The 19,458-nt window shown below is 42.9% G+C and carries 18 protein-coding genes; 12 read left to right on the forward strand and 6 right to left on the reverse strand.

Going from position 1 to position 19,458, the window contains the following annotated elements; genetic code table 11:
- The first annotated feature begins 89 nt into the window (after window positions 1-89).
- Window positions 90-551: a DoxX family protein gene (locus ABXG83_RS10870; protein WP_353548887.1), complete on the forward strand. Its 462-nt coding sequence runs from the start codon at window positions 90-92 to the stop codon at window positions 549-551.
- Between the two features lie 97 nt (window positions 552-648).
- On the opposite strand, the gene ABXG83_RS10875 is transcribed toward ABXG83_RS10870, so the two are convergent.
- Window positions 649-1,611, reverse strand: a complete 963-nt coding sequence (locus ABXG83_RS10875; RefSeq protein WP_353548888.1) for a transketolase family protein — start codon at window positions 1,609-1,611, stop codon at window positions 649-651.
- 137 nt (window positions 1,612-1,748) lie between these two features.
- Window positions 1,749-3,395: a carbamoyl-phosphate synthase large subunit gene (gene carB, locus ABXG83_RS10880; protein ID WP_353548889.1), complete on the reverse strand. Its 1,647-nt coding sequence runs from the start codon at window positions 3,393-3,395 to the stop codon at window positions 1,749-1,751.
- 184 nt (window positions 3,396-3,579) lie between these two features.
- Here carB and bcp point away from each other — a divergent pair, with 184 nt between their 5' ends.
- Together bcp and ABXG83_RS10890 are read left to right on the forward strand one after the other, a co-directional pair.
- Window positions 3,580-4,047 carry a thioredoxin-dependent thiol peroxidase gene (gene bcp, locus ABXG83_RS10885; protein WP_353548890.1) on the forward strand — a complete coding sequence of 156 codons (468 nt, stop codon included), beginning with the start codon at window positions 3,580-3,582 and terminating at the stop codon, window positions 4,045-4,047.
- Between the two features lie 121 nt (window positions 4,048-4,168).
- Window positions 4,169-5,032, forward strand: a complete 864-nt coding sequence (locus tag ABXG83_RS10890; protein ID WP_353548891.1) for a serine hydrolase — start codon at window positions 4,169-4,171, stop codon at window positions 5,030-5,032.
- A gap of 243 nt (window positions 5,033-5,275) precedes the next feature.
- Here ABXG83_RS10890 and feoB read toward each other — a convergent pair whose 3' ends face one another.
- Complete coding sequence (gene feoB, locus ABXG83_RS10895; RefSeq protein WP_353548892.1) at window positions 5,276-7,417, reverse strand: ferrous iron transport protein B; 2,142 nt, start codon at window positions 7,415-7,417, stop codon at window positions 5,276-5,278.
- Between the two features lie 1,565 nt (window positions 7,418-8,982).
- Here feoB and ABXG83_RS10900 point away from each other — a divergent pair.
- The 4 genes from ABXG83_RS10900 to ABXG83_RS10915 all read left to right on the forward strand — a co-directional run bounded on the left by ABXG83_RS10900 (window position 8,983) and on the right by ABXG83_RS10915 (window position 11,768).
- Window positions 8,983-9,651, forward strand: a complete 669-nt coding sequence (locus tag ABXG83_RS10900) for a hypothetical protein (protein WP_353548893.1) — start codon at window positions 8,983-8,985, stop codon at window positions 9,649-9,651.
- 218 nt (window positions 9,652-9,869) lie between these two features.
- Window positions 9,870-10,499 (forward strand): DUF5343 domain-containing protein, encoded by a 630-nt coding sequence (locus tag ABXG83_RS10905; RefSeq protein WP_353548894.1) that lies wholly within the window; start codon window positions 9,870-9,872, stop codon window positions 10,497-10,499.
- On the forward strand, window positions 10,499-11,074 hold the full coding sequence (locus ABXG83_RS10910; protein ID WP_353548895.1) for a Swt1 family HEPN domain-containing protein: 576 nt from the start codon (window positions 10,499-10,501) through the stop codon (window positions 11,072-11,074). The genes ABXG83_RS10905 and ABXG83_RS10910 overlap by 1 nt, the downstream gene beginning before the upstream one ends.
- A gap of 154 nt (window positions 11,075-11,228) precedes the next feature.
- A complete protein-coding gene (locus tag ABXG83_RS10915; RefSeq protein ID WP_353548896.1) occupies window positions 11,229-11,768 on the forward strand; it encodes a hypothetical protein in 540 nt (179 codons plus the stop codon).
- A 21-nt stretch (window positions 11,769-11,789) separates the two neighbouring features.
- Here ABXG83_RS10915 and ABXG83_RS10920 read toward each other — a convergent pair whose 3' ends face one another.
- Window positions 11,790-12,689, reverse strand: a complete 900-nt coding sequence (locus ABXG83_RS10920) for a winged helix-turn-helix domain-containing protein (protein ID WP_353548897.1) — start codon at window positions 12,687-12,689, stop codon at window positions 11,790-11,792.
- A 161-nt stretch (window positions 12,690-12,850) separates the two neighbouring features.
- Here ABXG83_RS10920 and ABXG83_RS10925 point away from each other — a divergent pair, with 161 nt between their 5' ends.
- The 3 genes from ABXG83_RS10925 to bla all read left to right on the forward strand — a co-directional run bounded on the left by ABXG83_RS10925 (window position 12,851) and on the right by bla (window position 14,896).
- A complete protein-coding gene (locus tag ABXG83_RS10925) occupies window positions 12,851-13,390 on the forward strand; it encodes a hypothetical protein (protein WP_353548898.1) in 540 nt (179 codons plus the stop codon).
- An 88-nt stretch (window positions 13,391-13,478) separates the two neighbouring features.
- On the forward strand, window positions 13,479-14,093 hold the full coding sequence (locus ABXG83_RS10930; protein WP_353548899.1) for a hypothetical protein: 615 nt from the start codon (window positions 13,479-13,481) through the stop codon (window positions 14,091-14,093).
- A gap of 65 nt (window positions 14,094-14,158) precedes the next feature.
- Entirely contained in the window at window positions 14,159-14,896 is a 738-nt protein-coding gene (gene bla / locus ABXG83_RS10935) for a BlaB/IND/MUS family subclass B1 metallo-beta-lactamase (RefSeq protein WP_353548900.1), read from the forward strand.
- Window positions 14,897-14,992: 96 nt separating this feature from the next.
- On the opposite strand, the gene ABXG83_RS10940 is transcribed toward bla, so the two are convergent.
- Complete coding sequence (locus tag ABXG83_RS10940) at window positions 14,993-15,838, reverse strand: DUF6671 family protein (protein WP_353548901.1); 846 nt, start codon at window positions 15,836-15,838, stop codon at window positions 14,993-14,995.
- Complete coding sequence (locus ABXG83_RS10945; RefSeq protein WP_353548902.1) at window positions 15,832-17,178, reverse strand: dihydroorotase; 1,347 nt, start codon at window positions 17,176-17,178, stop codon at window positions 15,832-15,834. Before ABXG83_RS10945 ends, ABXG83_RS10940 begins: the two co-directional genes overlap by 7 nt.
- A 187-nt stretch (window positions 17,179-17,365) precedes the next feature.
- On the opposite strand from ABXG83_RS10945, the gene pyrH reads away from it, so the two are divergent.
- Together pyrH and ABXG83_RS10955 are read left to right on the forward strand one after the other, a co-directional pair.
- Window positions 17,366-18,082, forward strand: coding sequence for a UMP kinase (gene pyrH / locus ABXG83_RS10950; RefSeq protein ID WP_353548903.1), 717 nt, complete (start codon window positions 17,366-17,368; stop codon window positions 18,080-18,082).
- Window positions 18,083-18,139: 57 nt separating this feature from the next.
- On the forward strand, window positions 18,140-19,438 hold the full coding sequence (locus ABXG83_RS10955) for a TolC family protein (RefSeq protein ID WP_353548904.1): 1,299 nt from the start codon (window positions 18,140-18,142) through the stop codon (window positions 19,436-19,438).
- Window positions 19,439-19,458: the final 20 nt, after the last annotated feature.

Genomic DNA, 19,458 nt, shown 5'->3' on the forward strand with positions numbered 1-19,458 from the left:
AGTAAAATGAACTGTATACGCAAAAACTTGAACTGGTTCATTTTTTACGGGGAGGAACGGATGAACTTTTGTATCGTAAAATAATTCGTATGCAAAAGTTTACATTTTTATTCAGCAGCACTGATCATATCACAGGGCTGATCATTCGACTCACATTGGCATTGGTGATATTACCACATGGTTGTCAGTTATTGTTTGGCTGGTTTGGTGGTTATGGTTTTGCCGGTACCATGCAATACTTTACCGAAGTAGAGAAATTACCTTGGTTGATTGGTTTCATGGTGATCATGTTACAATCTGTTGGTGCTTTGTTCATCTTATTCGGTGTAGCCAGCAGACTGGTGGCACTTGGAACGGTCATCATGTTCATTGGTATGATCATTACCAGTCATGCAGAGTATGGATTTTTCATGAACTGGTTCGGCACACAAAAAGGCGAAGGCTACGAGTATCATCTCTTAGTGATCGGTCTTGCACTGGCATTACTGGCATCAGGTTCAGGGAAGTGGTCGGTGGATAGGGTGATAGTGAAGGGTGTGAATGGTGAATAGTGAGCGTAAAAAAGGAGCGTCTTGCAAAAAGACGCTCCTTTCAAATTTTTTCTGTCAACTAACTATTGACCATTCACAATTCACCATTCACAGCTGACTACTTCCTCCCCATCACTTTCTCCGCAGCCGCAACAATGAATGGTGTGTCCAAACCATATTTAGCGAGGAGTTCGTTGGGTTTACCACTTTCGCCGAAAGTGTCGTTGGTGCCGATGTATTCAATAGGAACAGGACAATGTCTTGCTGCTACTTGTGCTACAGCATCACCCATTCCACCAATGATATTGTGTTCTTCTACGGTAACAGCACATTTGGTTTTGCTGAGAGAAGCGATGATCGCAGCTTCATCCAGCGGTTTGATGGTGTGAAGATTGATCAGCTCAACGCTGAATCCTTTTTCTTCTAAGATCTTACCGGCTTCGATCGCTTTCCAAACCATATGACCACAAGCGAAGATGGTAACATCAGAACCTTCACTCATTTTTTGAGCTTTACCGATCACGAAATCGCTGCCATCTTCTTTGGTGAAGTTGGGCCATTTCGGGCGACCGAAACGCAGGTATACCGGACCATGCAGATCCGCAATGGCTTTGGTGGCAGCTTTGGTCTGATTGAAATCGCAAGGAACTACCACGGTCATACCGGGTAACATTTTCATCAATCCGATATCTTCCAGAATTTGGTGGGTAGCGCCATCTTCACCAAGTGTTAATCCGGCATGTGATGCACAGATCTTTACATTCTTATCGCTATACGCCACACTCTGACGGATCTGATCATATACACGACCCGTACTGAAATTGGCGAAAGTAGTAGTGTAAGGAATTTTACCACCGATGGTCAAACCCGCAGCAATACCGATCATGTTTGCTTCGGCGATACCACACTGTATAAAACGGTTAGGGAAATCTTTGATATATGGTCCTAACTTGAAAGATCCTGCGAGGTCGGCAGTAAGTACCACTACATTCTCATTCTCTTTCGCAAGCTCATGAATACCCTCACCAAAACCGGCACGTGTTTCTTTTTCATTGAGGATCTGAATGTCTTTAAGTTTCATACGGTGTTGTGTTTTTGAAAGTCAGTGCAAAGAAAGGGGATATTGGTTAATAGTCCATGGTCCATGGTCCATAGTAAATCTTTTTGTTGAGATTCTTTACCATGGACTATGGACCATCAACTATGGACCGTCATCAACTACCCCTCGAAAGAACTATAAAAATACGGTGTCTTCGCTTCGAACTCGGCGCTGCAGGTGTCTACCATTTTGTAGACGCGTGTGATGCCAAGGGCTTTACGTTTTTCGTAAACTTGTTCATCGCTACAATCGCCATGTAAAATATTGGCGATCTGTGCATCGCTGAAACCATTTTTCTTGGCTTCTTTCAGTAAGTCTTCAGGTAAAGTATCCAATGAATATTTAGCGATCTCTTTTTCCATCACACAGATCTGTTGGATCTGATAGATGAACCAACGATCGATACCGGTTGCTTGTGAAATAGATTTTACAGTAGAACCCTGCATCAACGCATCTTTGATTCTGAAGATGCGATCCCATTTTGGTGTCTTGATATATTCAGTGAGTTCTTCATTCTTCATCAGACTCTTACCATAATATCCCAATCCTACTGCTTCATTCTCTAAACTCTGACAAGCTTTCTGAATGGCTTCTGTGAAACTGCGACCGATCGCCATCACTTCACCTACGCTCTTCATCTGTAATCCGAGTGTATCATTAGCACCTTTGAATTTGTCGAAGTTCCAACGAGGGATCTTGACGATCACATAATCCAGTGTAGGTTCAAAATAAGCAGAAGTGGTTTTGGTGATCTGGTTTTCCAGTTCATCGAGTGAATAACCGATTGCCAGTTTCGCAGCGATCTTTGCGATGGGATAACCGGTTGCTTTTGATGCCAATGCAGAAGAGCGACTTACACGTGGATTGATCTCCACCGCGATCAGTTCTTCCGTTTCGGGATTCAACGCAAACTGTACGTTACAACCGCCGGCGAAATTACCCAGTGAGCGCATCATCAGCATGGCTTTGTTACGCATTTCCTGGAAAGCAGTATCGCTCAGGGTCATAGCAGGAGCTACGGTGATAGAGTCACCTGTATGCACACCCATCGGGTCTACATTCTCTACAGTACAGATGATCACTACATTATCATTTTTATCACGCAATAATTCCAATTCAAATTCTTTCCATCCCAATACGGCTTTCTCTACCAATACTTCATGGATTGGAGAAGCTTTCAGTCCGCGCTCCAACGCCGCATCCAGATCGTCTTTGCTGTGCACGAAACCACCACCGGTACCACCGAGGGTGAATGAAGGACGGATCACCAATGGGAAACCGATCTCTTGTGCAAACTCTTTTCCTTCCAGAAAACTATTGGCCACACGGCTAGGCGCAACGGCCATACCGATCTTCACCATCAGCTGACGGAATTTCTCACGGTCTTCAGCCGTATCAATGGCTGCCACATCCACACCGATCATTCGCACACCATATTTCTCCCACACACCCAGTTCATCCGCTTCCTTACAAAGGTTGAGGGCTGTTTGTCCACCCATGGTCGGCAGCACTGCATCGATCTGGTTTTCATCCAGGATCTGTTCAATGCTTTCAACGGTAAGGGGGAGGAGATATACTTTATCAGCCATCATAGGGTCGGTCATGATGGTGGCCGGATTGCTGTTGATCAGGATCACTTTGATCCCTTCTTCACGCAAGCTCCTGGCAGCCTGAGAACCGGAATAGTCGAACTCGCAGGCTTGTCCAATAATAATGGGACCCGAACCTACAATTAACACGGATTTGATGGATTGATCTTTGGGCATGGGACGAAAAAATAAATTGTGCAAATGTAAGGAAGGGAGGGTTATGGGGGGATTATTTTTTAGCTGCAAGCCTCAAGCTACGAGCTGCAAGCAAGAAAAAAGGCAAAGAACCCTTTCATGGCACAAAAACTTGTGGCTTGTAGCTTGAAGCTTACTGCCCTTACCTTTGCGCAAAATTTCAGACATGGCATTACCGGCGATTGGGAAAAAAGCCCCCGTTTTTAAGGGCGTAGATCAGAATGGCAAGAAATGGTCGCTGACCGATTTTAAGGGACAAAAAGTGGTGTTGTACTTCTATCCCCATGATCATACCCCTACCTGTACCGTTCAGGCATGTAACCTGAGGGATCATTATGCTTTATTAAAGAAAAAAGGTTTTCAGGTGATCGGCGTGAGCAGTGATGATGTGAAAAGCCACAAAAAATTTGAGACCAAACACCAATTACCTTTTCCGTTATTGGCAGATGAAGACCTGAAGATCCATGAACAGTATGGCGTATGGCAACTGAAAAAATTCATGGGTAAAGAATTCATGGGCACCATTCGCACTACTTTTTTGATCGATGAAAATGGAAAGCTCAAAAACATCATTCAAAAACCGGCTTCCAAAAAGCATGCGGAAGAGGTATTGGCGGCATGGGAAAACGCCTAAATGGAAACATATTTTCTCTGCTGTAAAAATTTGGGTGGATTCGCCGCGAAGAACAAGTGAAACAGAGATTACGCAGAGAGGTATGCGTTAAATTTTTATCTTGTTGTATCAATCTCTCGCTATGCAACGCATTTTCCTTTTTTGTTTGCTTATTGGTTGTATTCAATTGAATGCGCAGAAGACCGATAAAAAATTACAAAGACAAATAGAATCACTCATTGAAGGATACAAAGGTGATATCGGCGTATATGTACACGACCTGAAGAAAAACAAAATAGTAGCAGTACATGCTGATACAGTATTCCCCACCGCCAGCATGGTGAAAGTGCCGATACTGATCGGTATCATGGATAAGATCGGAAAAAAAGAATTGGATTATCATCAATCATTAACGTACAAGGATTCCTTGTTGTATGAAGGTGTAGACATACTGGGCTCTTTCAAGCACAATGAAAAAATCGATCTGAGTAAAGTGATGATGCTCATGCTCACCACCAGTGATAATACCGCGAGTTTGTGGTTGCAAGGCATTGCCGGAACAGGCACACGCATCAATCAGCTGATGGATAGTTTGGGTTTCCCGAATACCAAAGTGAACAGTCGCACACCCGGAAGAGAAGAGATCAGAAAGATCTACGGATGGGGACAAACCACCCCGCGTGAAATGGCAACACTGTTTGAAAAGATCGCAGCGCGGAAGATACTAAGTGATTCAGCCAGTGAAAAAATGTTGAAACTACTCGGCAGAAATTATTGGGATGAAGAAGGATTGTCATCCATACCTGCCGGCATATTTGTAGCCAGCAAAAACGGCGCAGTGAATGCGAGCAGGAGTGAAGTGATCTATGTACAAGGGGAAGGTGTGAACTATGTCTTCTGCATCTGCACCAAAAACAACCAAGACCAAAGCTGGACCCCCACCAACGAAGCCTGGACCCTCACCAGAAATTTATCAGCCTTGTTGTGGGAGTATTATAAAAAGTAAGCATCCCCGCACTTATATAATTTCTCAACTCACCAATATATCTCTAACCAGTCCCTGCGGACGGGCCTTATTGGGGTCGGTGTCGAGCGTAGCGATGACAGATCAGATCATGCGTAGCGGATCTGATCAGAGGCCAATGCAGCCCGGTAGTAGGGACGAGGCCCAGCGGCCTAGAGCGAAAATGAACAATAAAAATTTTGAGTGATAGTTAGTCGAAACAATTATAAGAATAGCGATAATGCTTTAACTGAAGATCACGTAAGTAATCCAGCTCATTCCGTAAGCAAGAACGGTCATATAGATCAATTGAATCGTAGGCCATTTCCAACTCTTGGTTTCACGCTTTACAACAGCCAGCGTACTCATACACTGCATCGCCAATACATAAAACACCATGAGTGAAAGTGCCGCAGCCAGCGTATACACTTTAGAACCATCCGCATGTTTCGCTGATTGCAATTTCGCGCGCAAAGAACTGTCATCCGATTCTTCTACACTATAGAGTGTAGCCATCGTTCCCACAAATACTTCACGTGCTGCAAAAGATGTGATGAGTGAGATACCAATTTTCCAATCGTATCCTAAAGGCTGAATCGCAGGTTCGATGAATTGTCCGAGAACACCTGCATAAGAGTTTTGTAATTTTTCGGTCGACAATTGTTTTTGCAATGAGTCGATCTGATCCGGCATTTGCTGGATCAATGCTACATATTTGGTCTCTGTTTTTTCCATTCTGTCACCCGGACCATAACTGCTCAAGAACCACAACAGTAAGCTGATGATCATGATGACTTTACCCGCATCGGTCACAAAGATGCGCGCTTTCTCAACCATGGTGATCACCACATTTTTCCAGCGCGGGGCACGGTAGATAGGCAGTTCAAGGATGAAGAAACTTTTTTCACTGATATTGATGAACCACTTCATCACATAACTCACAATGAGCGCCATCACAGTACCGAGTAAATAAAGCGCCATCATCACCAGACCTTGTAAACTGAGGAAACCAAAATAGTAAGTATCGTCGATCACAAGAGAGATCAAAATAGTGTATACCGGTAAACGAGCGCTACAGCTCATCAAAGGAGTAACCATGATGGTGAGCAAACGTTCTTTTCTGTTTTCAATATTACGCGCACTCATGATGGCAGGAACGGCGCAGGCAAAACCACTCACCATGGGCATCACACTCTTACCGTTGAGACCCACTTTGCGCATGAGACGATCACTGAGAAAACTCACACGCGCCATATAACCCGTGTCTTCGAGAATGGTGATCAATCCAAAGAGGATCATGATCTGTGGAACAAAAACCAGGATACCACTCAAACCGGCTACCAGTCCATTGATGATGAGATCACTCCACCAACCCGAAGGAAGATGGGTACCCAGCCAGCCACTGATCTCTGCAAAGCCCCATTCAATACCATCCATCGGAAATGCGGCGAGCCAGAAAATACTTTGGAAGAGTAAAAAGAGAACGGATAACAAGATCACATAACCCCAGGTATGATGCAGGAGTAAGTTATCGAGTTTATCGGTAAAGAGTTTTTTCTCCAGCGGACCCGGCTCCAACACATTTTGTTGCATGAGTTGACGGATACGGGTGTATCGCTGCATGATCTCTTCCGCCTGTGTTTTGGTGGGATTGAATTTATGATCGATCTCGATCTGTTCAATTTTTCGCTGCACATTTTCGCTGAGCGGAAAACTTTCGTGGTTGATGAGATAATGCACGGCAGCATAATCACTCAAAGAAGTATCGAGTTCTTGAAGGGCATCGATGGCTTGTGGTGCCAGTTTTTTATTGTCGATGAAATCGCGTGGTGCAGCATTGTTGCCCAGCTTCACCACTTGTGCCAATACTTTTTTCAGTTCATTGAGTCCTTTGTTCTTTCTGGGGTTCACGGCCACAACGGGAATACCAAGATCGGCTTCAAGACCACTGATATCGATCTTGATGCCTTTTTTGGAAGCGATATCATTCATGGTGAGTGCCATCACCACCGGGATCTTCAGATCGATCATCTGACTACAGAAGAGCAGGTTGCGTTTGAGGTTGCTGGCATCGGCCACGAGTAATACCACATCGGCTTTCAGATCGGTATCGGCACCCATGAGTACTTTATAAGCCACCCACTCATCGGCCCTGCGCGGATAGAGACTATAAGTACCAGGCAGATCAATGAGTTCAGCTTCGGTGCGGTCATCCAAGCGGGTGGTGCCGGTCTTTTTATCAACGGTAACACCCGGAAAGTTGCCCACTTTCTGGTTCAAACCGGTAAGGCTATTGAACAAGGAGCTCTTCCCGCTATTCGGGTTACCAACAAGGGCGATATGTAGTTTCCTGTGACTCAATGGATGTGGCTGCAAAAGTACAGGCAATAAAGGGCGGGTACTTACGAGATTGGGAACCCTTCACTGCGTTCAGGGTGACAAGAGCTCTGTTTAGAACTTGTCACCCTGAGGAGCCTCACGATCGCAGATCGTGTCGGCGACGAAGGGCCGACCCCCTGAGCACAGCAAAGGGTCACCCCGACGCAGGAGGGGTCTCTCACCGCTTGGGTGATTGCAAGTTGTTTTGCTCTCCGCATAACTGTTGGAGGTGGGAGATGCTACCGATGCTACGATCGGCATCCTGCGGACTCCTTACGTCGGCATGACACCTGTCACCTCGACGAAGGAGAGGTCTCTCACCTTCAGGGTGTTCGCCAATGGTTTTGCTCTCCGCATAACTGTTGGGGGTGGGAGATGCTACCGATGCTACGATCGGCATCCTGCGGACTCCTTACGTCGGCATGACACCTGTCACCTCGACGAAGGAGAGGTCTCTCACCTTCAGGGTGTTCGCCAATGGTTTTGCTCTCCGCATAACTGTTGGAGGTGGGAGATGCTACCGATGCTACGATCGGCATCCTGCGGACTCCTTACGTCGGCATGACACCTGTCACCTCGACGAAGGAGAGGTCTCCCACCTTCAGGGTGTTCGCCAATGGTTTTGTTCTCAGCATACCCACTCGCGGTGGAGATGCTACGATCGGCATCCTGCGAACTCCTTATGTCGGCATGACCGGGCATCAGTTTAAAATGCTAAACCATTTAGTTTTGCTAAAATTGCTAAAAAAGATAAGGACTAGACTAGAGTATCTATACGGTATCTGTACGGTATCCCCTGAGTATCCTATCTGTATCCTCTTAGTATCATTAGGGGGAATGTACAGGGAGGATAGACCGACCCCCCTGAGCACAGCGAAGGGTCACCCCGACGCAGGAGGGGTCTCCCACCGCTGGGGAGAATGCAAGTGGTTTTGCTTTCACCATACTTGTTGGAGGTGGGAGATGCTACCGATGCTACGATCGGCATCCTGCGGACTCCTTACGTCGGCATGACACCTGTCACCTCGACGAAGGAGAGGTCTCTCACCTTCAGGGTGTTCGCCAATGTTTTTGTTCTCAGCATACCCACTCGCGGTGGGAGATGCTACCGATGCTACGATCGGCATCCTGTGGACTCCTTACGTCGGCATGACGTGTCACCCTGAGGAGCTTCGCGATCACCGATCGCGTCGGCGACGAAGGGCGTCATCCTGAGCGCAGCGAAGGACACCTCCAACAAGATCGCTTAAAACAAAACGCTTAAGAAAATACTTTCTCATTCCTTATTTCCTATTTCTTATTTCTCTGTTTTCTTGGTATTCAAATAAATTCGTATATTACAATTCCCCCCATACTTTTTATTTCCTGATTTTATTGGAGAACACACATGAGATTGTTGTGCAAAGGTGATTGTGTCTTTGGATGATGAGGTGGTGTATTTGCGAAAGTGAAAACTATAGGCGCATATAATTTTACTTAATTGGCTATGAGGTGAATATGTGAGATTGTGTAAGTGAGATTAGGAGTGGAGGTTCGCATACTTATGAGTTAGCAATAACCTAATAAAAAAAGATATGAACAAGAAAATTTATATTGTATTCTTTTTGAGTATTTTGTCGCTCACAACCTTAGCTCAAACAGACACTACTAAGTCAATTAGAAAATCTGACGCAAAAGATTTAGAGGAAAACGGCTTCAAGATTAACACAAAGGTTTTTAAGTTTGGGGCAAGTTTAGGGTTTAACTATCTTACACAAGACATCTTTGACCCAGTGCTTTCACCTGTAGATAATAGTTTAAAGCTACAGAGAGTTAATCCTGTGTCTTTTTTGCTTTCAACAACTGTTATCGTGAATCCAATAAGTTCATATTACAGAAAAATAGGAAAAGATGGAAAACCTTATGGAGATGTCTATTCTGTTCCATCAAGGCTTTCTTTCATAGGTACTGTAAATTTGGCACAATTTGGAGCATCTCAAACAGCATCATTTAATAAGAAAATTGATGGCGGACTTGGATTGGGAATACGACTTAACAATGATTTTCATTTAGGAATTTCTGCTGAGATGATTTCTGTTAGACAACTGAGAGATTATATAGTCAATGACTTCACTGATAAACCTATTGTGGTGAATAATGTAACCTTAAATGCCCTAGACATTTCGGACAATAAATTATTTGTAGATAAGTATTATTTTGGCTTATCAATCAAATTTATTTATGTGCTTGTAGGTAAAGAATAGGCTACTGCTAACATAGGCTTGGCTAAAAGCAGAGCTGGGGTGCTAAAATATGACTTTAGTGATTTTTATGTGCTAAACTACTTAGTTTGGGCTTTTGTGCTACGATTTCCCCGCCTTCGCCAAGCCTTGTCCGTAGGCAGCAAGGCTGTAAGGACTGATTGTTTAACTGAATTACTTCGATATTTTACTCAAATATTTAATTACATAAACATATAGTTATGGCTCTTGCAACATCTTACCTAGTAGCAACAAACAAACTCGATGATATTTTCAATGCACTTCTCTCAGCAAAGGCTCCATCCAGCTTGACGACAGGTTTTCTTAAAACTTTAGGGTTCACAAGCAGTAATGATGCTCTTTATGTTCGACTTTTTAAAGACCTCGGACTGATTGACTCTTCAAATGTTCCTACTGAAAAGTACTTTAGATTTTTAGACCAAGCCGAATCAAAAAAAGTAATTGCTGAATGTATCGAAGAGGCTTACTCAGACTTATTTGCACTAAACAAAAAAGCGAATGAGCTAAGTGAAGCAGATGTTAAAGGCAAATTCAAGACCTTGACGCAAGGCACGAAGGAGGATAACATTATTAATCTAATGGCTAAAACATTTAAAGCTCTTTGTGATTACGCAGATTGGACATCCAAATCCTCAATCAAACCTCCAGATACTCCTGAGACAAAGACTACAAAGTCACAAGAACCATCTGTCGAAGTCCCCATCATTGCTGGTCATAAAAAAGGAATTAATCCAAGCCTGCATTATAATATTGAGATTCATTTACCCGAAACTCGAGATACTGCCGTTTACGATGCGATATTTAAAAGTCTTAAAGAACATTTATTCTAATGGATAATTACTACTCTTTTGTTTTTAAAGGTCTTCTAACTGAAGATGCTTTAGATAAGGTCGGAAGGAGAAACAAATCTCATTTCACTGAAGACCAAGCTAAGAAACTAGCTTCCACGCTAGCAATTGATGAAATGGACTCTGAACTAGTAATAAGGTCAAAGAGAATGTCAATTGTCTTTACAGCTATTGCAGCTTTCGAAAATTCCGTAAGGCAGTTTATTGAAAAAAAGTTGTTAGAAGAAATTGGCGAAAATTGGTGGACTGAAGCAGTTGACCCAAACATCAGAAAAAAAGCTGAAGGCAGAATGGAAGAAGAAAAGAAAATTAGGTGGCACACACCAAGAGGACTAAGCCCTATAAATTACACAGAGATGAAACACCTAACTGATACGATTAGGCAAAATTGGAAACTTTTTGAGCCTCACTTGGGGACTTTCGATTGGGCTTCAAATATTTTGGATACAGTTGAACGTTCCAGGAATGTTATCATGCATAGTGGGGACCTTGGCAATAGGGATATCGAACGAATTGGCTCACACATCCGTGATTGGATAAGACAAGTTGGAGCGTAACATTACTTCTTCGTAGAGTCTTCAAATCAAAACAAGTTCATCGCAGATGTCTCCGAGGTATGAGGGACTCTGCGTATTACACAGAGATATTCCTTCTTAGAAGACTTTAAAATGACTAATAAATTGGTTCTAATTATTTCCTTTTTTAACTCTTATGCCAAAAAAAACACTTGACTTAGATTGGTTAATAACTGAATACATGCCGTTTTTTAGTGAATTCGGAATGACGGAAGAAAATGTACGGGGGTATTATGAAACATGGTCTAAAAACCGCCCAGCATTAATCAAAGATTATCTATGGTTTATTTTTCAAAGCTTATTATACGAGTCAGCTAAACAGTCTAAAACAGAACAAGAGTTATATAAGTATCAAAATATGATTTATATGGAGATGCTATGGTTCAGAAGAAAAGTTGAAAAAGTAAAAGCTAATGAGATATTGCAACTAGCATTAGCATCCTTGGTACGAAAAACTATTTCTGAAACTAACCTTCAGTTGAAGGTTGAGATAATTTCTGGCAATTGTTGTCCTTATTGTGATAATCTTAATCAGCAAATGTTTTTTTCCGAAGATGTTTTAAAAAATCAATACCTGGGATCTCGAGATTGCACAAACCCCAAAGGATGTCACTGTACATATGCATTTGTGCCAATGCGAGATGAAGATGCTAAATTACTTTCTAGCTTTTCCTAGGAGACTGTTGTAGAAATAAGTTCAACACTCCTCATTCACCTCCAATCGATACCCTTTCCCCCTCACAACACTAATCTTCACCCTCGGGTCTAACTCCAGTTTCTTTCTCAATTTCGAAATAAACATATCCAAACTCCGTCCCACGATCACACCTTCATCTTCCCAGATCTCTTTTTGTAGTCGGCTTCTTTCGATCACTTCATTGGGTGATAAGGCAAAAATGCGGAGTACACGGGTTTCAGTACGGGTAAGGTCAATAGATGTTTCATTCAGTAAGAGCTTACGTTTCTCTGCATCAAAACGCATAGTGCCTAAAGTGAAGATGCCGGTGGGTTCCATGTCAGGAATGTTCTTGCGTTTTTTGATGGGTATCCAAACCACACATCCCACCAATGCCAACACAGAAAGGGCACCGAACAGGTAGCCGGTTTGTCCATCCATGATCCTCGTGGGTTTGAATTGAACATGGAGCATGTAACAGGCGCTGGGTTGTCTTCTGCCGAGACAGGCTACAATATCATTTTTCTTATTATTGGAAATCGCATAGCCATAGGCCACACTGGTATCGGTACAGTTCAGCACATTCACCACATAATCACCGGCAAGCGGGTCTTTGGCGAATAAACGTTGGGTTGTTTTCACCAGGGAGTCGGGTTGAAAGGTAAATGCCTGTTCAAAACGGATGCGGTATTCATACGCGGAGATCTTTTGTATCGGTAGAACCCTTGAAACACTGTCGCCCGACTGTAGCAGTATTTCATGTCCGAGTCGACGCAGCAGGATCTCTCTTCTGGCAACATCAAAATCATCCTTACCCGTGAAGGTGAATGCCACACAGATCATGGAGATCAATCCGATGAATAATACTCCAAGGAAGATTTTTCGTTGGATCGGCCATTGTATTTTTTTGATCCGCATCATGTCAAACTAATATTTACAATCTTTACACGATTATTTACAATAGATATTCGACTGTCTGCACAACGTGCGTGTATTTTTATCTTATCAACTGTGAAAGGCAAAACCTTCACAGATTTGATGGAACAAAAGGTAGAAATATGTTCACTAAAACTGTAAAAAATATGAAGAAAGGTATGTTCGCGCTGATCCTCGCGCTCGCTGTTGTGGTAAGTGGAATCGTATTGGCGAATCACGAAACCAATGATAAGCCTGTTAAAAAACCTTTACCCATGACCGCTGCAGAAAAGACAGCAGCCATGAAAACATGGGAAGCCACTCCCGATGGTATCCGATTCAACAACTGGAAAACTTCTCCTGCCGGACAAAAAGTATTGACCGGTGCTAATAAAATAAGACACCACATCAATGCCTCCAGCAATATGGAAGCGGTGGTAACATCGTTGTCACTGCCACCGGGTTCAAGATTGGGTTTTGGTGTGATGGTGAGCATCAATGGGGAGGAGTACATTTTAAGTTTTGGTCCGGAAGAGAACGAGGCATTCAAACAACTGAAAGAGCTGAAGGTGAATGATAAGATACTGGTGAAAAGTCATGCGGTATCGTACGCACCCAAGTATGCGTATCCGATCATAACGGGTAATTATGTAGAGCGAGATCATAAAGTATTGTACAAGCGAGCGCCAAAAACAGATGGATGCTGACCCTTCGTCGCAGATCGTAACCGAAGGTTACGAATGCTCCTCAGGGTGACAAAAAAATAAATAGGTTTGTCATCACAACCCTTAACACATGTTCAAGAAACATCTAGTTCTGCTCTGTATTTTGATATCCGTTGTTTTCATAGGTATTGCAACATCCTTGTATCCGGGAGGTACGATATCTGATAAGAGTACGGTGGGATTTATCTGGTCAAAAAATTTTATCAGCAATTTATTTTTACCGCAGGCATTGAATGGTGCTGATAATCCGGCAAGGATCTGGGCCATGGTGGGTATGGCATTTCATTCACTTGGATATGGACTGTTCTTTTTACGCATGGCCAAAAAAATGCCCGATGCTCATGGTTCATGGGTATTGAAAATAGTGGGTATCTTAAATATCTTTTTCAATTTTCTAGTGGTCACACCTTTGCATGATAGTATGGTGACCATCTCCAGTACACTTTCTATGCTTGGTTTATTTTATATCACCGTTTACATATTGAGATCCAAATTGCATGTCTTCAAAGTTGCTTGTATCCTCTGTATGTTGGTTTTCTATTTCGCTTTATACCTCTATGGTTACGGTAATTGGGGTTTATTGGCGATAATGCAGAAAGTAGCTTTTACTACTTCTATGTTATTGGTATTGGCGTTGGAATATTTTACGAGCCGGGAAGACTTCTCCCTTCGTCGCAGATCATAGCCTGCGGTTATGAATGCTCCTCAGGGTGATAAAGAATGTATCTTTCAGTTTTCAAAACAAATTTTATGCGAGGACGATTGTTGTCTTTTGGTTTTCTTTTGTGGATGAATACATTGGCTGCACAATCTGTTCATCCAAAACTGAAGATCACACCGCTTACGGATCATTTTTATATCTATACCACTTACAATACGTACGAAAACTCAAAAGTACCCGCCAATGGTATGTATGTGGTGACCAAGCAAGGGGTAGTACTATTTGATACACCTTGGGATACAACACAGTTTCAACCCTTGTTGGATAGCATTCAAGTCAGACACCATCAATCCGTGATCATGGCTTTTGCCACACATTGGCATAGTGATAAGACCGCCGGATTGGAATACTATCGTCAAAAAGGTATCAAGACCTATACTACACAAAGAACAGATGAATGGAGTCAAAAGAACGGAGCCAAGCGAGCAGCTTTTCTCATGCATGCAGACACATCCTTTCAAGTAGGTGCAGATCGATTTGAAATTTTTTATCCCGGTCCGGGTCATACTGATGACAATATTGTGATCTGGTTTCCGAAACATAAAGTCTTATATGGTGGATGTTTGATCAAAGGTGCATCGGATACCAATCTGGGTTTTTTGGGTGATGGCAATGTGAAAGAATATGTACATACCTTAAAAAGGGTACAACAAAAATATCCGTCACCGAAACACATCATTGTTGCGCATAGTGATTGGAAGGATCTTAATTCATTGAAACATTCGATTGAAATGGCGGAGTTATTGCGGAAAAAAGAGCAACCATAAATCTGATTCTTTCTGTACTTTTTTTTATTAAGATGTTAATGTCACCCTGAAGAGTCTTCCGACGGTCAGTCGGAAATGATGACGAAGGGTGACAGGTTATGGATTGCAATGATCACAATACATCGGATCTTCTGTTTGTTTGTTGTGCGGATAATGCTTCTCTTCTGAAAAACCACAATGGGTACATTGGTAGATGTATGCGAGTACCGACCTGGTTGGACTTCCACAAAGATCACAGGGCAGTCCGGTTTTGGCATCTGTGATACTAAAGCCGGGCATTTGGCAAGCAGGGCAAGCCGTTTGAATTTTTTCAATGAGTTTTTTGGTAGCGATCTCAATGACCTTCATCCTCGTAGGATTGTACATCGCTCTCATATCGGTCTCTACACCCACCATCGGATATTTTGCAGCCATTGTTTGATAAGTATCCAGCAGAGTGGGCATATCTGTAATGCCTTTTACAATATCGGTTTGTTCTTGTCTGGATTTACGCAGAATCAAACCATGTGAAGGAAACATGACCTGACCAGCAAACTCCATGAGTTCTTTTTCTTGCGCAATTTCTTTGTAGCTGAAATTGGTTTCGGTACTGATCTCACGTGCGATGATCTCCAGGTTATTTTTTTGATCGATGAAGATGACCAGTTCATCATCTGCACCGATAAAATATAAAGACGGGTGTGGTCCAAAAGAGCCTTCGTTGGCGATGCCCATATCACAACCTGTTGCTTCCATCGCCAGCAGGCATTTTTTTCGGGCGGTGGCTAACGGATCTTCTTCCCTTTCTTTTTCACCGGTAAAAGTGCCGAGCAGATCGGTATTGAATGATTCGGGTACGATGCAGGTAACACCCAATGCTTGTTCCAGTAGAGGTGCGATCACTTTTTCCTTGCCATGCATCGTGGCGATCACTAGTTTTCTACCGCTGAACATACTCAACATGTTGTATGCTTTTGTAATGCGAGTCCTGCTGCGGTTGCACGAAACATTCCCTGGTCGTATGATAATTGTCCGTTCACGAATGTTTTTACCACGCAGTTATGAAATAGGGTTCCTTCTAGTGGTGACCAGCCGCATTTGTATAAAATATTTTCCGAAGAGACCTGCCATTCATGATCGAGGTCTACCAAAACCAGATCTGCATAATAGCCTTCTCTGATAAAACCTCGTTGCTGAATTTGATAAAGAATAGCGGGGTTGTGGCACATTTTTTCTGCGATCTTTTCCAGTGAGATCTTTCCCATGAGATGCATTTCCAACATGCAGTTCAGTGAATGCTGAATAAGCGGAGCGCCTGATTTTGCCTGAAAATAAGTGCCTTTTTTTTCTTCTATAGTATGAGGGGCATGATCCGTAGTGATGATATCGATTCTATCGTCAAGTAATGCCTGAAGCAGGCCATCCTTGTCTTGTGCAGTTTTAATCGCCGGGTTCCATTTGATCTTTGCACCCAATCTTTCATAATCCTGATCACAGAACCAAATATGGTGTACCGATGCTTCTGTGGTGATCTTTTTTTGTGTCAGTGGAATATCATTTCTGAAAAGATGCGTCTCGATCGCTGTTGACAAGTGAAGGATGTGTAGTCTGGTCTGGTATTTTTCTGCGATCGCTATGGCTTCTTTGGTTGCTTCATAACAAGCTTTTTCACTTCTGATCACCGGATGCAGTTCGATGGGTATGTCTTCTCCATATTGTTGCCGGTAATAGGTTTCATTGGCTTCAATGATGGCTTCTTTTTCTGAGTGTATGGCGATCAGTGACCGGCATCCGGCAAACAATTTTTCCATCATATCGGGTCTGTCTGCTAGAATGTTTCCCTTACCGGAAAAATAGAGTCCATCGTCTGTTATGAGTAATAGGTTGGAAGTATCTGTTTGAATGACTTGATCTAAGTTCGAATGATTCACTCCCAATGCAAAACCATAGTTGGCCCAGGATCTTCCTTGCGCTAATGCATATTTTTCTTGTAATGATTCGATATTGAGCACATTGGGTTCTGTGTTGGGCATGTCAATGAAAGAAGTCACACCTCCTGCTATCGCTGCCCTGCTTTCTGTAACGAGATCCCCTTTATGGGTGAGTCCGGGTTCCCGAAAATGCACTTGTCCGTCTATGATACCCGGTAATAAATATTTACCGGTACCATCAATCACATGATGTGTCGGTAAGGGAGTAATGTCTCCGATCTGACGAATGAATTGATCTTCGATTAAAACATCTTGTTGAAGGATCGAACCTTCATTCACCAGATGGACGTTTTTGATTAGATAGTTTTTCATGATGCTGATGGTGGCAAAAATAACGCCTAATAGCAGATATCCTTTTTGGATGAAAAAAGATCTTTTCCCATAAGCTATCTAAGTGCCGGGAACTCAAACTGCCTTCACCATACGCCATGAACCATCTGCTATTCTCTCATTTGGCATTTGACTAAAAATTCAGGTTATTTGCAAACAAATCAATCCCATGCTTCCTAAGTTCAAACGAATCCTCCTGAAATTATCCGGTGAAGCCCTGTTAGGTGATCAGAGAAACGGCGATCCATTCAATCCACAGATCATAGAGCAATATGCGCACGATATCAAACTCGTGACCAATTTAGGAGTGCAGGTAGCGATCGTGATCGGTGGTGGTAATATTTACAGAGGGATGAATGAAGCAGAGAGTGGTATTGAGCGTGCGCATGGTGATTATATGGGGATGTTGGCAACGGTGATCAATGCGATGGCCATGCAGGCGATGTTGGAAAAGATCGGTGTGTATACGCGTTTACAAAGTGCGATCAATATGGAGCAGGTCGCTGAACCTTATATCCGTAGAAAGGCATTGCGTCATTTGGAGAAAGGAAGGGTCGTAATTTTTGGAGCAGGTACCGGTAACCCTTATTTCACAACCGATACAGCAGGTTCTCTGCGTGCCATTGAGATGAAAGCGGATGTGATCTTAAAAGGCACACGTGTAGATGGTGTGTATACTGCTGATCCGGAAAAAGATCCTACGGCCACAAAATATGATAAGATCAGTTTTCAGGAATGTATTACCAAGAACCTGAAAGTGATGGATATGACGGCTTTCACTCTTTGCATGGAAAACAAACTCCCCATTATTGTGTTTGACATGAACAAGCCCGGAAACCTCCTGAAAGTAGTAGAAGGGATGAATGTAGGCACTTTTGTAAGCTGATCGCCCGCTGGTGTAAAACATCGGTTATTATTGAACGCTGTTGGTAATTTCACTCCAATGAAAAAACTATTGATCCTCGTTTGCTGTCTGAATGCCGCAATGGCCATGTCTCAAGGACGTCTTACACTTTCAGATGCCATCAACCTCGCACTAAAAAACAGCCTGGATATTCAATTGGCCAAGAATAATGTGGAGATCAGCAATATCAATAACCATCCGGGTATTGCAGGTGCTTTGCCTACCATTACCGCAACTGCCAATGACAATGAGCAGATCATTTCGATCAACCAAAAATTCCCCGATCCATCCAGAAATACAACGCGTAATAATGTTAGTTCCAATAACCTAAGTGTTGGTGTTACCGGAAGCATTCTGTTATCAAATGGCTATCGTGTGGTGACCACCAAAAAGCGATTGAATGAACTGGTGATCCAGAATCGTTATCTCCTGGATGCGCAGGTACAGAATACCATGGCTGCGGTTGCTACCCGTTACTATGATGTGGTACGTCAACAAGAGTTCATCAAAACCATCGAGCAATCGATCGGCGTGTTTCAAAAAAGATTGGATATTCTCCTCGCTCGTAAAGAAGCAGGCTTATCGAATAATGCAGATATTTTTCAGGCGCGCTTAGACCTGAATGCACAAGTACAATTGAAGCAACAGCAGGAATTGGTGATTCAACAAGGAAAGACCGATCTGCTGAATTTGTTATTCCTGAATCCGGATTCATCGATCACGATTCAGGATACGATCATCGTAGAGCGCAATCTTTCATTGGAAAATATTCGTGCCAAGTTGAAAGATAATCCGCAGTTGCTGAGTGCAAATGAACAGATCAAGATCAATGAACTGATCGAAAAAGAAACCGCTGCTCTTGGAATGCCCTCACTACGTGCTAATACAGGCTATAACTTTAATAATACCAATAGTGGGGCAGGCTTCATTTTACAGAACCAGAGTTATGGTCCGTTCATCAGCTTGAACCTGAGTATTCCGATCTATAACGGTACTGTATTCAAACGTCAGCAGCAAGTAGCAGCAATGAACTCAAAAAATGCGGTCTTGCAAAAAGAGACTTTGGTACAAACGCTGGAAACAGGGGCTGTTAGAACTTATCAGGCTTATAAAAATGCACTGCAACAGTTAGAGACAGAAGTGGAAAATTATAAACTCTCTATGCAGTTGGTAGACCTGGTATTAAAACGTTTTGAACTCAATCAGGCTACGATCATTGATGTACGTCAGGCCCAGCAAAGTTTTGAAACTTCCGGATTCAGATTATTGAACTTGAATTATACAGCGAAACTAGCAGAGATCGAATTAAAAAGACTCGCCAATCAAATCACACCCTAAAGTTTTCACAAAGAGAACAT

Origin of the sequence: Sediminibacterium sp. KACHI17 (genome assembly GCF_040362915.1) — a bacterium.
In the GTDB taxonomy this organism is placed as follows: Bacteria; Bacteroidota; Bacteroidia; order Chitinophagales; family Chitinophagaceae; genus Sediminibacterium.